Origin of the sequence: Microcoleus sp. POL10_C6 (assembly GCF_036701585.1) — a bacterium.
GTDB lineage: Bacteria > Cyanobacteriota > Cyanobacteriia > Cyanobacteriales > Microcoleaceae > Microcoleus.
Map to the genome: position 1 here is coordinate 17,631 of NZ_JAUBRB010000041.1, position 13,717 is coordinate 31,347.

Annotated in this window: 12 protein-coding genes; 7 read left to right on the forward strand and 5 right to left on the reverse strand. The window is 44.3% G+C overall.

Features of this window, described 5'->3' with window-relative positions:
- Positions 1 to 197: 197 nt before the first annotated feature.
- The 5 genes from QUA34_RS20845 (at position 198) to QUA34_RS20865 (ending at position 6,131) form a co-directional block, all read left to right on the forward strand.
- Positions 198 to 1,280 carry an ATP-dependent 6-phosphofructokinase gene (locus QUA34_RS20845; RefSeq protein ID WP_333329651.1) on the forward strand — a complete coding sequence of 361 codons (1,083 nt, stop codon included), beginning with the start codon at positions 198 to 200 and terminating at the stop codon, positions 1,278 to 1,280.
- Between the two features lie 275 nt (positions 1,281 to 1,555).
- Positions 1,556 to 1,978: a thioesterase family protein gene (locus QUA34_RS20850; protein ID WP_333389107.1), complete on the forward strand. Its 423-nt coding sequence runs from the start codon at positions 1,556 to 1,558 to the stop codon at positions 1,976 to 1,978.
- A 250-nt stretch (positions 1,979 to 2,228) separates the two neighbouring features.
- On the forward strand, positions 2,229 to 3,677 hold the full coding sequence (locus tag QUA34_RS20855; RefSeq protein WP_333389108.1) for a slr1306 family protein: 1,449 nt from the start codon (positions 2,229 to 2,231) through the stop codon (positions 3,675 to 3,677).
- A gap of 156 nt (positions 3,678 to 3,833) precedes the next feature.
- A complete protein-coding gene (locus QUA34_RS20860; RefSeq protein ID WP_333389109.1) occupies positions 3,834 to 4,442 on the forward strand; it encodes a Uma2 family endonuclease in 609 nt (202 codons plus the stop codon).
- A 198-nt stretch (positions 4,443 to 4,640) separates the two neighbouring features.
- Entirely contained in the window at positions 4,641 to 6,131 is a 1,491-nt protein-coding gene (locus QUA34_RS20865; protein WP_333389110.1) for a DUF697 domain-containing protein, read from the forward strand.
- 541 nt (positions 6,132 to 6,672) lie between these two features.
- Here the strand turns inward: QUA34_RS20865 and QUA34_RS20870 are convergent.
- The 4 genes from QUA34_RS20870 to QUA34_RS20880 all read right to left on the reverse strand — a co-directional run bounded on the left by QUA34_RS20870 (position 6,673) and on the right by QUA34_RS20880 (position 10,692).
- Complete coding sequence (locus QUA34_RS20870; protein ID WP_333389111.1) at positions 6,673 to 7,869, reverse strand: serine hydrolase; 1,197 nt, start codon at positions 7,867 to 7,869, stop codon at positions 6,673 to 6,675.
- Positions 7,870 to 8,241: 372 nt separating this feature from the next.
- Positions 8,242 to 8,841, reverse strand: coding sequence for a Crp/Fnr family transcriptional regulator (locus QUA34_RS30240; RefSeq protein ID WP_333329630.1), 600 nt, complete (start codon positions 8,839 to 8,841; stop codon positions 8,242 to 8,244).
- A gap of 183 nt (positions 8,842 to 9,024) precedes the next feature.
- Complete coding sequence (locus QUA34_RS20875) at positions 9,025 to 9,714, reverse strand: hypothetical protein (protein WP_333329627.1); 690 nt, start codon at positions 9,712 to 9,714, stop codon at positions 9,025 to 9,027.
- 135 nt (positions 9,715 to 9,849) lie between these two features.
- Positions 9,850 to 10,692, reverse strand: a complete 843-nt coding sequence (locus QUA34_RS20880) for a TlyA family RNA methyltransferase (protein ID WP_333389112.1) — start codon at positions 10,690 to 10,692, stop codon at positions 9,850 to 9,852.
- 264 nt (positions 10,693 to 10,956) lie between these two features.
- Between QUA34_RS20880 and QUA34_RS20885 the strand changes: the two genes are divergently transcribed.
- On the forward strand, positions 10,957 to 11,154 hold the full coding sequence (locus QUA34_RS20885) for a hypothetical protein (protein WP_333329621.1): 198 nt from the start codon (positions 10,957 to 10,959) through the stop codon (positions 11,152 to 11,154).
- A 253-nt stretch (positions 11,155 to 11,407) separates the two neighbouring features.
- On the opposite strand, the gene apcB is transcribed toward QUA34_RS20885, so the two are convergent.
- Positions 11,408 to 11,917, reverse strand: a complete 510-nt coding sequence (gene apcB / locus QUA34_RS20890; RefSeq protein WP_293258696.1) for an allophycocyanin subunit beta — start codon at positions 11,915 to 11,917, stop codon at positions 11,408 to 11,410.
- 337 nt (positions 11,918 to 12,254) lie between these two features.
- Between apcB and glnA the strand changes: the two genes are divergently transcribed.
- Positions 12,255 to 13,676: a type I glutamate--ammonia ligase gene (gene glnA, locus QUA34_RS20895; RefSeq protein WP_333329618.1), complete on the forward strand. Its 1,422-nt coding sequence runs from the start codon at positions 12,255 to 12,257 to the stop codon at positions 13,674 to 13,676.
- Positions 13,677 to 13,717 lie beyond the last annotated feature (41 nt).

The window sequence follows — 13,717 nt, forward strand, 5'->3', positions numbered from 1 at the left end:
AAAATACATAAGTAGTGAAAAGCTCCCTGAATGAGCGAGCTCTTATGAAAGCCATCACAAAAGTTATGATAGCTTTACATTCTGTTACAGAGTAAGGTTTATTTTCGCCTACATATTTACGTCGAAAATCAGGATTGGACGATCGGGATCTAAAAATATCAACTCATGTTCTGAAGAACAAAAGTCGGGTCTTAATTATGGGAGAACAAAAATGTATCGGTATCCTCACTAGCGGGGGTGACTGTGCAGGCTTAAACGCAGTTATTCGAGCCGTTGTCTACCGCGCAACGGGAACTTACAATTGGAAAGTCATGGGGATTCGTCAAGCCACCAACGGATTGATGAGTCGTCCCCCTCAAGCAATTCCGTTGGATATTGAGAAAGTAGACTCGTGGCTCACCATTGGCGGTACGATGCTAGGCACGACAAATAAGGGCGACCCTTTTGCTTTCCCAATGCCTGACGGCACTCTACGCGATCGTTCTGAGGACATTATCGAAGGCTATCACCAACTAGGTCTGGATGCCTTAATTGGCATTGGTGGCGATGGCAGTCTTGCCATTCTCAGGAAGATTGCTCAACAAGGTAATTTGAATTTAGTTGCTATTCCTAAAACTATTGATAATGATGTTGGCATTACCGAGCGTTCCATCGGTTTTGATACTGCTGTCAATATTGCCACTGAAGCACTCGATCGCTTGCATTTTACTGCGGCAAGTCACAGTCGTGTCATGATTGTTGAAGTCATGGGACGCGACGCTGGACATATTGCGATCAGTGCCGGAATTTCGGGAGGAGCTGATATAATTCTGATTCCAGAAATCCCTTACACAATTTCCAAAATCTGTGCCCAAATCCAAGAACGCCAAGACCGGGGAAAAAACTACTGTTTAATTATAGTAGCGGAGGCAGTTCGCACTGAAGAAGGCGAGTTAGTAATGCACACAAATCGCTTAAGTCAAAGTCGATTAGGCGGAATAGGTCAGTATTTAGCTGATACAATTTCTGAGTGCAGCGGTGCAGAAACTCGCGTCACTGTTTTGGGACATATTCAACGCGGAGGAACTCCTTCATCGTTAGAAAGATTAGTTGCTTCTGCTTTTGGCATCGCAGCAGTTGATTTAATTGCCGAAGAGAAATACGACTGCATGGTATCTTGGCAAAAGCGGGAAGTTGTGAGCGTTCCTCTGGAAGATGCGATCGCCAAATACAGACCTGTAGACTTCGATGGTACTCTGGTTAAAACGGCTCGCGGTTTAGGGATTTGTCTGGGGGACTAAACAATTACCCGTCCGATTTCTCAAAGGTTTAGTTGGGGACGCACTCAGAACCACGAAACCGGGTTTTTCAACGGAGAATGAGGGTTTTAAGCCAGTGTATTGTCGTAAAAAAACCAAGCTGATGACCGTCCGTGCTTCCAGGACTAAGATTAACTTGGAAGCAGTGACGTTTCAACTATTTAGTGTAACTTGCAATCAGTTCCGAGCTAGTATCGACCCAGAGTGCGATCGCACTCGGAACTACAAAATACCGCAACAAGTGGAAAGGTGAGAAATTGACACCATTTACTACACAAATTAGAGTACGCCATTACGAAATGGACGCCCTCGGTCATGTCAATAATGCTGTCTACCAGCATTATTTAGAACACGCTGCAATCGAACATTTAGAACACTTGGGATTTACCCTCGATCGCTACCGGGAACTGGGCGGCGTCTTTGTAATGCGGCGGATAGAGATTGACTATTTGCGATCGGCCGCTGCGGGCGATCGATTGGAGATATCCACTTGGATCGAACAAATGCGCGGCCCGCGGGCTGTTCGCCGCTACGAAATTCGCTTAGCTGGAAGTGACGAAATCTTGTTAAAAGCAGAGGCGCTTTGGGTGTGGGTTGAAGTTACCACCATGCGCCCGCGAGCAATTCCCAAACAAATAATTGATATTTTTGAATCACAATCTCAAGCATTACCAACCTAGAGAAAAAATCAACTATTATATTTGCAAAATCCTGTAAAAATCTATTGGTTTGTAGTGAGGACTTCAGTCCCCTATTCCCCGTTTGTAGAAGTGCAAAAAGTTGATTGTTGCCGGGGCCGCAAATCCCGATCGCAAAAAGTCGGCTCGCCCGCCTGCCAGTTTGGATGCCACAGAGGTACGATGGAATAGAGGGAGGGAGGCCAAGCCCGGTAAGGTTAAGCTTGGCGACAATACCCACAGGAAGGGAAAAATGACACTTAACTTGCGGCGACCGATTTTGATAGGCGGAATAGGACTTTCAGCAGCGCTGTGGCTGCTGGAAACTCTACAGCATTCGGGTTCAGAAATGGGCGAAACGGCACTCATCGGCTTGGCGGCTGCCGGTGCGGGGTATTGGTGGTGGAAGCAACAATCCCCCAAACTGGAACTCGCACTCCCCCAACCCTTGGCCAACAGGGAAGCAGCCGAAAAAGCGATCGCGACTTCCGAAGCGGCAATTAAATTGCTGGCTTCAGAAGCTCCAAACTCTGCTGATCCTGCTAATCTAACAGCACAGCTCGATCGGCTCAGAGCCGAATTAGATAGACAAGATTTACGGATTACCGTAACAGGCGGCAAAGCTGTCGGCAAAACTGCCTTAATTCAAGTTTTAAATTCTAATTGGGTCTCTCAACACTCGCAAAAGCTTAGTTTACAAGAAACAGCAGCGCTGTTTGCTAATACAAATGCCGATGCCAAAATCAACGGTGATTTAGTGCTGTTTGTGACAGCGGGCGACATCACAGATTCCGAATTTAAAACATTATCTCAGCTAGCTTCTGCAGGTCAGCGCGTGCTGCTAGTCTGGAACAAACAAGACCAATATTTGCCAGAACAGCAGTCGCAGGTTTTGCACTCTTTGCAGCAGAAAATGCAAGGAATATTGGGAACAGAAGAGATAATTGCGATCGCAGCTTCTCCCAATTCTATTAAAGTGCGCCAGCACCAAGCGGACGGCACATTTAAAGAACGCATCGAAAATCAAGTCTCTCAACTCGACGGGCTGACGGAAAGATTGACTAAAATCTTAACTGAAGAACGGCAACAGTTGGTCTGGGCGAGTGCAGTGCGCGAGGCTGCAAGTATCAAGCTAGAGGCGAAAACCTTATTAAATGCAGTCAGGCGCGATCGGGCACTTCCCATTATCGAACAATATCAGTACATCGCCGCCGCCGCCGTCTTTACTAACCCGGTTCCCGCTTTAGACTTGCTAGCAACAACCGCCATCAGCACCCAACTCGTAATCGACCTCGGCGCTATATACCAGCAACAGTTTTCCTTAGACCAAGCTAAGACAGTAGCGGGTACTTTAGCTAATCAAATGTTTAAATTGGGATTAGTAGAACTGTCTACCCAAACTATTACTGGACTGCTGAAAAGCAATGCCGTTACCTATGTAGCAGGAGGCGCGGTGCAGGGAATTAGTGCAGCATATTTTACCAGAATAGCAGGACTGAGTTTAATTGAATATTTCCAAAGTCAAGAACTGGAAAATGCTCCAAAAGGCATTTTCAATCTCGAACAGTTGACTAAAACTTTGCAAGCAGTATTTACGCAAAATCAGCAAGTTTCCTTCTTGCAATCTTTCGTCAACCAAGTGGCGAGTCGCCTTTCATCTCAGGTATCTGGGCCCGAAACCGTTAAGTCGGCGGCCAATTAAGTAAAATAAAGGAACAGGCTTTTCGGCCTGTTCCACAAGACAGTTTTTCTGTTGTGGAACAGGCCTCTTGCTTGTTCCCTAGCAGAAGCAGGCAACCAGTTAATATTTTCCTTCTTCCTTCTGCCTTCTGTTATATAATCAAATAAAGTTTGCACGATGATACAAACTCAACCCAAAATACTAAACTTTGAAGAATTTCTAGAAGACAAAGCCGAGAACAGATGCTACGAACTTCACGACGGGGTAATGGTTGAAATGCAGCCAACAGGAGAACACGAAGATATCACAGCATACCTTGTTCAAGAATTTACGCTGCTCTACACCCAACTGCAACTTCCATACCGCATTCCCTCGAAAGCGCTAGTTAAGCCCCCAGCTAAAGATACAGGATATATTCCTGATGTTTTGCTATTAAACCGTCAGGCTTTAGCGTCGGAACCCTTATGGTTGAAGTCAGCAACACTCACCCAAGGAACATCTATCCCGCTACTTGTTGAAGTTGTCAGTACCAACTGGCGCGACGATTATCTCAAAAAGTTAGCAGATTACGAATTGATGGGAATCCTCGAATATTGGATTGCGGATTATGCTGCATTCGGCGGAATACGTCATATTGGCGACCCCAAAGAACCCACGCTTTCGGTTTGTCAGCTCGTGGACGGAGAGTATAGGATTAGACAGTTCAGAGGGAGCGATCGCATTATTTCACCTACATTTCCCAATATGGAGCTGAACGTCGATCAAATTTTCCGAGGCGGAGCCTAGTGTTAGGGAAAAGAACAGGCAAGATGGCTGTTCCACAAAAATTTTTTGTTATTGTGGAACGGGCGGGATATCCCGTTCAATATTTTTTGGAAAACTCAAAACTAAAAAATTATAAATTTATGAAAAATTGTATTAAAATAAGAAATAGGATTTATAATTCGACGATCAATTATACCTGCTTAAAAAAGCCGAGCGCCAATGGCTGACAATTCCCTTCAAGAAAATCGCTTATCTCTTGCCCGCGCCAGTTTGCGCGAAGCCCTGGCGCGCTATTCCCACCTGCGCCAAGGGAAAAAAAACTCGAATAATACAGAATTAGAAGCGGCGCTGCAATATCAGCTAGATATCTTAACTTCCACCTCAGAAAAACTAGACCACAACATAATCCGCATTGCTACTTTCGGCCTAGTCAGCCGCGGCAAGTCAGCCGTATTAAACGCGCTTTTAGGTCACAAAATTCTGCAAACAGGCCCTCTCAACGGCGTGACTCAGTGGCCGCGTTCCGTGCGCTGGAGTGTGCCTTTATCCTTTCTTGACAGCGAGGAATCCCCCCAATCCCCCCTTGGCAAAGGGGGGAAAGGAGGAGTGCAAGTAGAATTAATCGATACTCCCGGACTTGATGAAGTTGGCGGCGAAGTGCGCGGCGAAATGGCGAAACAAGTAACTCGCCAAGCTGACTTAATTTTGTTTGTCGTTGCAGGGGATATCACCCGAACTGAATATCAAGCACTGTGCGAATTGCAAACAGCTCAAAAACCAGTAATTTTAGTTTTTAATAAAATTGACCTTTATCCAGAATTAGACAGAAAAGCTATTTACCAAAGTTTGCAAGCGCTGGGAAATTCAGAAGAGTTAGCAGCGGCTGCGGTAACAGAGCAAACAGATAGCGAAAATTTGTCCGATCGCCCAAACAACCCATCTGATCAATCTACTGCAAAATCACCGCCTAAAATTGCCAAATCTTTAGAAATAGTCATGGTAGCCGCCGAACCCGCGCCGGTGCAAGTGCGAGTGGAATGGTCCGACGGAAGAGTAACTAACGAATGGGAGTCGCCACCCCCGCAGATAGACGAACTCAAACATAAAATTCTCACAATTCTTAACAGAGAAGGTCGATCGCTCCTCGCTCTAAATGCGTTAGTTGAAGCTAGAGATGCCGAAGCCAATATTGCCCGTCACGTTCTCAAATTGCGACAAACAGAAGCCGAAGATTTAATCTGGCAATTTGCCAAATATAAAGCTTTGGCTGTCGGTTTAAATCCAGTGGCATTCTTGGATGTAATGGGAGCAAGTGTCGCAGATTTAGCCTTAATTCGCTCTTTATCCAGACTTTACGGCTTACCCATGACTGGTTACGAAGCCGGGAAACTTTGGCAGACTATTTTCTCCAGCGCTGGCGGCGTACTTTTGGGAGAATTGGGTAGCAGTTTTCTGTTGGGATTTGGCAAAAGTGCAGCCGCAGCGGCCCCGCACATCGGCTTTTCTACTTTTGCCGGAGTCGCTGTCACTCAAGCTAGTTTAGCAGCTTACGGAACCTACGCTGTCGGTCGTGCCGCCCAAGTTTATTTAGAAAAAGGCTGCACCTGGGGCCCCCTGGGACAAGATACGGTAATTCAAGAAATTCTCGCCACCATCGAGCGTAATACAATTATCGATCGCTTGCAGCAAGAGTTTAAAATTGGCAATTAAAAATTGCCCTAGTAGTTGAGTAGGGTACGTCAGCAGAGGGTTATTTCTTAATAATCGAAGATCTAGGATCTGACGCACCCTACTGCTTGTAATCTTATAGAACCCATTTGGGATATTTCGTAACAAGCTAAGATCACTGGAGTCTAGAATCACAGAAATAAAAGTCACACTCCAGCAGCTTAACCGACTCATAGGGGGAACTTATCGAACTCTTACTCTCACAAAAGAATAAAACTACACCTCCTCGTTGGAGTAAAAAGCCAATCTTGGATGGGAGCTTTTATCAGCTCAAAAACGGCTGTAATTGTTGTGATTTTCCCAAAGACTTGCCTCCCTATTCAACCGTCTTCTGGAATTCAATGCCAGTCTTGAATCCAAAGGGTTTTGTGATTACAAATGCACCAAGGGCATCTAGAGGCAAGGAAAATCAAGCCTTTTAGCCACTATTTCCGTTTTCATTCTGATCTGGGTTCTATGCCCGTAAGTTTCTGTACGACTGCTCATTTACCTCCGATTTCAGTGGTAAGTGAAATGATCCAGACTATTTTAACTCCTTTGCAATAGCCCGAAAAAGTGCTATCACCTCATCATCATCTTTAGGTTTTGTTAAGTCAGAACTTGTTTTTACAATCACCAGATTTTCCTTCGGATTAATATAGATATACTGCCCCCAAACACCTACAGCACTGTAGTCTCCATTAGAATCTGTAGGAATCCACCATTGGTATTGATATCCCCATTTACCATATTCCTCCGCTGTAGATCCAACTTGCAGATAGGGACTATCTGGGGCAACAGACTTTTTAACCCAGGCTTGGGGGATGATTTGTTTTCCGTTAAAGTAGCCCTCGTGGAGGTAGAGTAGCCCAAACTTGGCGTAATCGCGCAAGGTCGCATTCAAGCAGCAAAATGTCAGTTCTGTATGGTGATTATCTGTCAACCATAAAGCATCTGATTCAGCACCTAGCGGTTGCCATAGTTTGGTTTGAAAATATGACGAAATACTCTGTCCAGTTACTCGCTCAAGAAGCAAACCCAATACCTGTGTGTCTAAACTGATGTAGTTAAATCTCTTTCCCGATGGATAATCTGATGGAAAGTTGAGAACAACTTTTTTAATTGGCTGCATATAGAGAAAAAGCTGGGGAAGTAAATTGTTTATATCAGAGGATTCATCGTCATAGTTTTCGCTAAATTTCACTCCAGAAGACATTTGAAGAATATGTTTAATAGGAACGTTGCGATAGCCTGATTCTGCTAGTTCTGGAATATATTTTGTGATTGAGTCATTGATACTATCGATGTATCCATCCGCGATCGCAATTCCCACTAATGCTGATGTAAATGATTTTGCCATCGACCAAGAAGTATTCTTATATAAAGCACTATTCCCTTGAAAATACTTTTCATAAACAATGGTGCCGTCCTTTACCACTAAAATACCAGTGGTCTCTGTCTTTTTCAGCAGTTCAGACATTTGATAATATTGGCCTTCAAACTTATAAGAAACATCTAAAAGATGCAGATTTTCTTTGAAATGATATGGGTTATTAGAAGAGTAAATTTGTTTGCTTGGAAAAATTTTTCCCATGTTGCGAAAGTTGGCTGCTCGCTTGTTAGGGTCAAACAAAGATAGCTTGGGAGAAAAATAGAGTTGCCAAACAGAAAATAAAGAAACACATACTATACTGATCGAAGCCACTGTCAAAATTAATAACTTATTCTGATTGGTTAACATATGATTAAATTTAAGTATAACAATGAGGAATAAAGGCGGGCTGGGTCTCATAATATTGTCGCTCTTTTGCAAACTTTAAAAAGAGCGTAAAGCTCTAGCAAAAGCTGAAAGCGAAAATGAATTAACAGCTCGATCGTATTTTCTTTCCTGATTCACATTTACTGCTTGAGCAGTCACAGAGAAAATAATGAAGAATACAATTACTGCCGGACAGAGCCGAGTCAGAAAAAATCTCATTACTATCTCCTTACCCATGACGTGTTCTCTATTGGCAATCCAAGAATAATATTAGAATGCCAAAAGGAATGATGAATAGTAGTTTTTTTTGATCTAGATCAAATTTGATCTAGATCAAATTTCAAGCTATTCCATTCAATTAGGCTTGCCATGGTTGCGTTGATGCCTTCTGCGCCTCTTACGGAGATTGCTGAGAGTTTCTTGTCGGATTCCTAAGTAAGAAGCAATATGACCAAGATTAACCCTGTCTTCAATGTCTGGATATTTCTGTAGTAATTGCTCGTAGCGCTCATATGCTGTCAAAGAAAGGAAAGATATCAACCGGTCTTGAACATCAATATAGTAGCGTTCAATAAAGACGCGGCTCAGATTTTGCCAGATCGGATCTTTACTGTAGAGATATTGGAGACTCTCGTAGGTTATCGAGAGGAATTTACAATCTGAGCTCAGAATAATACTTTCTAGACTGGGTTGGCGATAGGTAAAACTGAGGTGTGAATTTACAATATCGCCCTCAAACCCAAACCAAGGTATAACTTCTTTCCAATTATCATAGTGGACTGCTCTAACTACTCCTTCCAAAATGAAATGAAGATGGTTGCAAATCTGACCCCGTTCTAGCAATAAAGAGCCTTGAGGCAAATCGAGGAGGTATGTAACTCTACGAAGTTCTTCCCGTTGCTGTGGAGATAGAGGTATGATCTGATTGAATGTCTGGAAAAGTTGCTCATGCATTCCTTATTAACCCTTTGTAAAAAACCTAATAATTTTTAACTAATTAGCGGCTTAACGGCTAAATTGAGCGGCAAGCGATCGCTACTAATACTTTTGTCAAAAAACAATGCAACTGTAGGTAAGCTCCAAACCACGATCTTCATCACTGATTCCCAATTCTTTAATCGAAAATCGAAAATCGTCTTACCGTCTCGCGATTCTCACACCTTCCCTGAAATGCGCGATAGTCGCAATTACCGCTATAGAAAAGTAAAATATTCTAATCAGCCAAAAACAAACCCGCATTGACCAAGAAACAATAGTCGGAGCAATACCTGTGAACTGTACAAATCTGGAATTAACTTTTTTTTCAAAGCTGTCAAGGTCTTTCATCTCCGATTGTTTCGTCGGAATAACGGGAAACTGACCAGTATATACGTAATAACCGATAAAACCAGGCAATCCTACTTTTCTATTCAAAAATGAGTTAGTTAAGGTTGCAGTTTGCGGAGGCGATAATTTATCCGATTCTTCCACTTTTTCGAGCCAAGAATTATATCGAATGGCTGGCGTAATCATGAAAACTAAGGGAACTATAACTATCAACAAAGCAGCACTAATTTTGCGACCGTATTGAGGGTGTAGAAGCCTTGTCGCCACACCCACTCCCATACCGATAAATGCAAATATCAATATATTTAACAGTTCAATAATTTCGATGCCCCTCAACAAATCACCGATAATCAGAATTGTATATAATAATTTGTCAGCTAGTAGCAAAGCTGCCCACTTGATCAGCATTGAAACGCCTATAATAGTAGCTACAATCGCCACATACCCGATGGCACCTAGAACGTACAGGAAAATGGAACCGGCTTGTTTGAATGATTGCATGGAATTATTCACTCTTGTGAAAGTTTAGGAGTCTGATTGACAAAATTTTTGAAAATTTAGAGCAATCTGAAGTTCCAAATTTGATTTTTTAAATTGATTAGTTTGACATCTTGAAATCAAGCTAAAATCTACAATCTACAATCGATCGACAAGTTCTCGCGCCGCCGCTTTGGTGACTTGTGCGATCCGTTCTTTCACAACATCCTCTTCGATCGCCCTCTGGTCTGTTTCTTGTTCGCGATCGATCCCCAACCATAAAAGATACTCGATATTACCGGCCGGGCCAAGTAAAGGCGACCACGTTAAGCCGCGTTGCTGCCATCCTAAAGCTGTGGCTGCCTTCCACACTTGAAAAATCGCATCAGCTTGAGTTGCTGAGTCTCGCACTACGCCTTTTTTCCCGACTCTCTCCCGCCCTACCTCAAACTGCGGCTTTACCAGCAACACGGCTTCTCGCGGTGGTGCCAACAATTCCCACAGCGCCGGTAAAATCTTATCCAGGGAAATAAACGACACATCTACTACCGCCAAATCTGCTCGCTCAGAGTCGCCGTAAAGCTCAGCAGCAGTCATGTACCGCAAATTGGTGCGTTCTTTCAAAATTACCCTCGGATCATTCCTCAAGCCCCAATCTGCTTGACCGTAGCCAACATCTATGCCGTAGACTAAGGCCGCGCCGGCTTGCAGCAAACAGTCGGTAAAACCGCCTGTGGAAATGCCGCCGTCGAGACAAATTCTGCCTGCAACGGGAATCGCAAAAACTTCTAAAGCTTTGGCTAATTTGTCACCGCCTCTGGAAACATAGCGCGATCGCTCTTTTATCTGAATTTTTGCTGCAATGTCAACCTCAGTACCCGGTTTGTCAACTACCTGCTGGTTGATAGAGACTTTTCCAGTCCGAATCAATGCCTGAGCTTGCTGTCTGGAACTGCACAAATCTAGGCTGACCAATAAAGTGTCTAGTCGCTGTTTAGCCAAGGTTTTTAATCTGTACGGATAGGGTTAAGAACAGTACCAGATTAGCACTTACGCACAAGCCCCACTGCTAATTTTTGGCGATTATTTTGGTTTGGCGATTGTCGCGGGGCGATCGCCCCCAGCTTACATGATGTGACTGAGATCGCTCTGAGTGTGTAGTTTTATCACAGATAAACATTCATAGAATCACACAATAATTTTTGTTACTAGCGGATGATTTATATGCAGCTAAAAGCGCTACAAATACCATCAGGGCGAGCGACCATGAAAACAATGAACTTTCCTATCAGAAATCCCGGCAATTGTCAAGAAAATCCCCTCGCATTCGTCAGCGGTGACATCATCCACATTCTTTACCCCAATGGCGAAGTAGAAGCAACAACCGTCGCACAAGTGGATCTGGGTCAAACTAAAAATCCCCTGGACAAGTGCCTCGTCTGGGGATGTGTTGACGATTTTTAGCACCAGTTTCAAACAAGAATGCAATTGTAGGGGAGCTCCAAACCCTTAATTCATCAGTCATTCCCAATTATTTAAATTTTTAATCTATTATTTTTAATCTATTATTTTTAATCTGAAATCTTTAATCTAAAATTGTATAACCCATAAAAAAAGATCGCTTGGAGGCGGTGAGGCCAAAAAAAGCGATCGATCCAACTGCTGCTAACTGCCAGCCACAAGTGCAATTTGCTGCTAAAAGAATTAGCAAATTGACTTAAATATCTTGTTCGCTCAATTCGCGAATCATGTAATCAAAAGGCTGATCCAAAAAAGGCCCCACAGACAAGCCAGCAGCTTCCACCTGAGCCTTAACCATCTCCTTCATAATGCTAATCCCCATCACCGTCGGGCCAATGGGAACGCTGAGAGAATTGTAAGTTTCTCGCAAACCTTGCAGCACGCGCTCGTCGAGCACGTCGGTACTTCCAGCCACCAGGGCGTAAGTAGCATAGCGCAAGTAGTAGTCCATATCCCGCAGACAAGCCGCGTAGCGACGAGTCGTGTAGGCATTTCCACCGGGACGGATCAGTTCTGGCTGTTCAGCAAATAGCTGGATACCAGCTTGCTTAACAATTGCCGCAGCATTGCTGTTAATCGCAGCCGCCGCCTGTACCCGTGCCGTGCCCGTTGCAAAATAAGATTTCAACCGATCGATACCATCTCGGTCTAAATACCTACCAGCAACATCATAATTTTCAATCAGGCTCGTCACTGCATCGCGCATAAGTTTCTCTCCCAAAAATCTTTATCAATACTTTGCTATCTGAGACAGACCGCCTATTGTAGACTACTACAAATCGGCGTTTGATTAAGATTTGAGATAGGATTTTCACGAAGGGTAGTCTATCCGTGGCAAACTGTCGTAAAATTCAGCCGTTTGCCTTGTATCTTCAGTCGAAAAATCCACAGGGCAAGAATTTCAAACTGCCCGGCCGCACTGGGCCCCTATTTCAGAATTTTGTAGCCCTAGATACAAAATAGTGGATACTGAAGGCCTACGATCGCCCAAACAGTCTGAAATCGGCCGATCGCCAAGAAACAACCAATATCAGGAGTAAGTCATGTTCCAGACACCCCAAGAAGCCTTAAACTACATAAAAGAAAATAAGATCCAGATCGTTGACCTCAAATTCATCGATATGCCGGGGATCTGGCAACACCTTTCCCTGTACCACGACCAAATCGACGAAACTGCATTCACAGACGGCGTACCCTTCGACGGTTCCAGCATTAGGGGCTGGAAAGCCATCAACGAATCAGACATGACGATGGTCATCGATCCGACCACCGCTTGGATGGACCCGTTCATGGCAGAACCTACCATCAGCTTCATTTGCAGCATCAAAGAACCTCGCACCGGCCAACCGTACAGTCGCTGTCCGCGCACCATTGCCCAAAAAGCCATAGACTACTTGCTTTCCACCGGTCTTGGCGATACAGCATTCTTTGGCCCGGAAGCAGAATTCTTTATTTTTGACGACGTTCGCTTCGACCAAACCCAAAATTCCGGCTACTATTACGTAGATTCGATCGAAGGTCGCTGGAATTCCGGCAAAGAAGAAGCAGGCGGCAACCTCGGCTACAAACCGCGTTACAAAGAAGGTTATTTCCCAGTAGCACCAACCGATACCTCACAAGACATGAGAACGGAAATGCTGCTGACAATGGCAAAATGCGGCGTACCAATCGAAAAGCACCACCACGAAGTCGCCACCGGCGGTCAATGCGAACTCGGCTTCCGCTTTGACACTTTGGTAAAAGCCGCCGACTACTTGCTGACTTACAAATACGTAATCAAAAACGTCGGCAAAAAATACGGCAAAACCATCACCTTCATGCCCAAACCGCTATTTAACGATAACGGTTCCGGGATGCACGTTCACCAGTCGATTTGGAAAGACGGCCAACCTTTATTTGCAGGCGATCAATATGCTGGTTTCAGTCAAATGGGACTGCATTACATTGGTGGCATTCTCAAACACGCACCGGCACTTTTGGCACTCACCAATCCCACCACCAATTCCTACAAGCGTTTAGTTCCAGGCTTTGAAGCGCCTGTAAACTTAGCTTACTCTCAAGGAAATCGATCGGCATCAGTGCGGATTCCGTTGTCGGGAACCAACCCCAAAGCCAAGCGGTTAGAATTCCGCTGTCCCGATGCTACATCCAACCCCTATTTAGCATTTGCAGCCATGCTGTGCGCCGGCATTGACGGCATCAAGAATCAAATCGATCCGGGCGAACCTTTGGACGTGGATATCTACGACCTTTCCCCTGAAGAATTGAGCAAAATTCCTTCGACTCCCGGTTCCTTGGAAGGCGCTTTAGAAGCTTTAGAAAAAGACCACAGTTTCTTAACTGAAACCGGCGTATTTACCGAAGACTTCATCCAAACTTGGATTTCCTACAAACTCGACAATGAAGTCAACCCGATGCGGCTGCGTCCTCACCCCTACGAGTTTGCTCTCTACTACGACTGTTAGAAAATTAAAAATTAAAAATTAAAAGTTAAAACTGGTAATTA

Excerpts from the sequence above, each read along its gene's own strand:
- QUA34_RS20845 (WP_333329651.1), top strand. The coding sequence starts at position 198 with ATGGGAGAACAAAAATGTATCGGTATCCTCACTAGCGGGGGTGACTGT.
- QUA34_RS20855 (WP_333389108.1), top strand. The coding sequence starts at position 2,229 with ATGACACTTAACTTGCGGCGACCGATTTTGATAGGCGGAATAGGACTT.
- QUA34_RS20860 (WP_333389109.1), top strand. The coding sequence starts at position 3,834 with ATGATACAAACTCAACCCAAAATACTAAACTTTGAAGAATTTCTAGAA.
- QUA34_RS20865 (WP_333389110.1), top strand. The coding sequence starts at position 4,641 with ATGGCTGACAATTCCCTTCAAGAAAATCGCTTATCTCTTGCCCGCGCC.
- QUA34_RS20870 (WP_333389111.1), bottom strand. The coding sequence starts at position 7,869 with ATGTTAACCAATCAGAATAAGTTATTAATTTTGACAGTGGCTTCGATC.
- QUA34_RS30240 (WP_333329630.1), bottom strand. The coding sequence starts at position 8,841 with ATGCATGAGCAACTTTTCCAGACATTCAATCAGATCATACCTCTATCT.
- QUA34_RS20875 (WP_333329627.1), bottom strand. The coding sequence starts at position 9,714 with ATGCAATCATTCAAACAAGCCGGTTCCATTTTCCTGTACGTTCTAGGT.
- QUA34_RS20885 (WP_333329621.1), top strand. The coding sequence starts at position 10,957 with ATGAAAACAATGAACTTTCCTATCAGAAATCCCGGCAATTGTCAAGAA.
- apcB (WP_293258696.1), bottom strand. The coding sequence starts at position 11,917 with ATGCGCGATGCAGTGACGAGCCTGATTGAAAATTATGATGTTGCTGGT.
- glnA (WP_333329618.1), top strand. The coding sequence starts at position 12,255 with ATGTTCCAGACACCCCAAGAAGCCTTAAACTACATAAAAGAAAATAAG.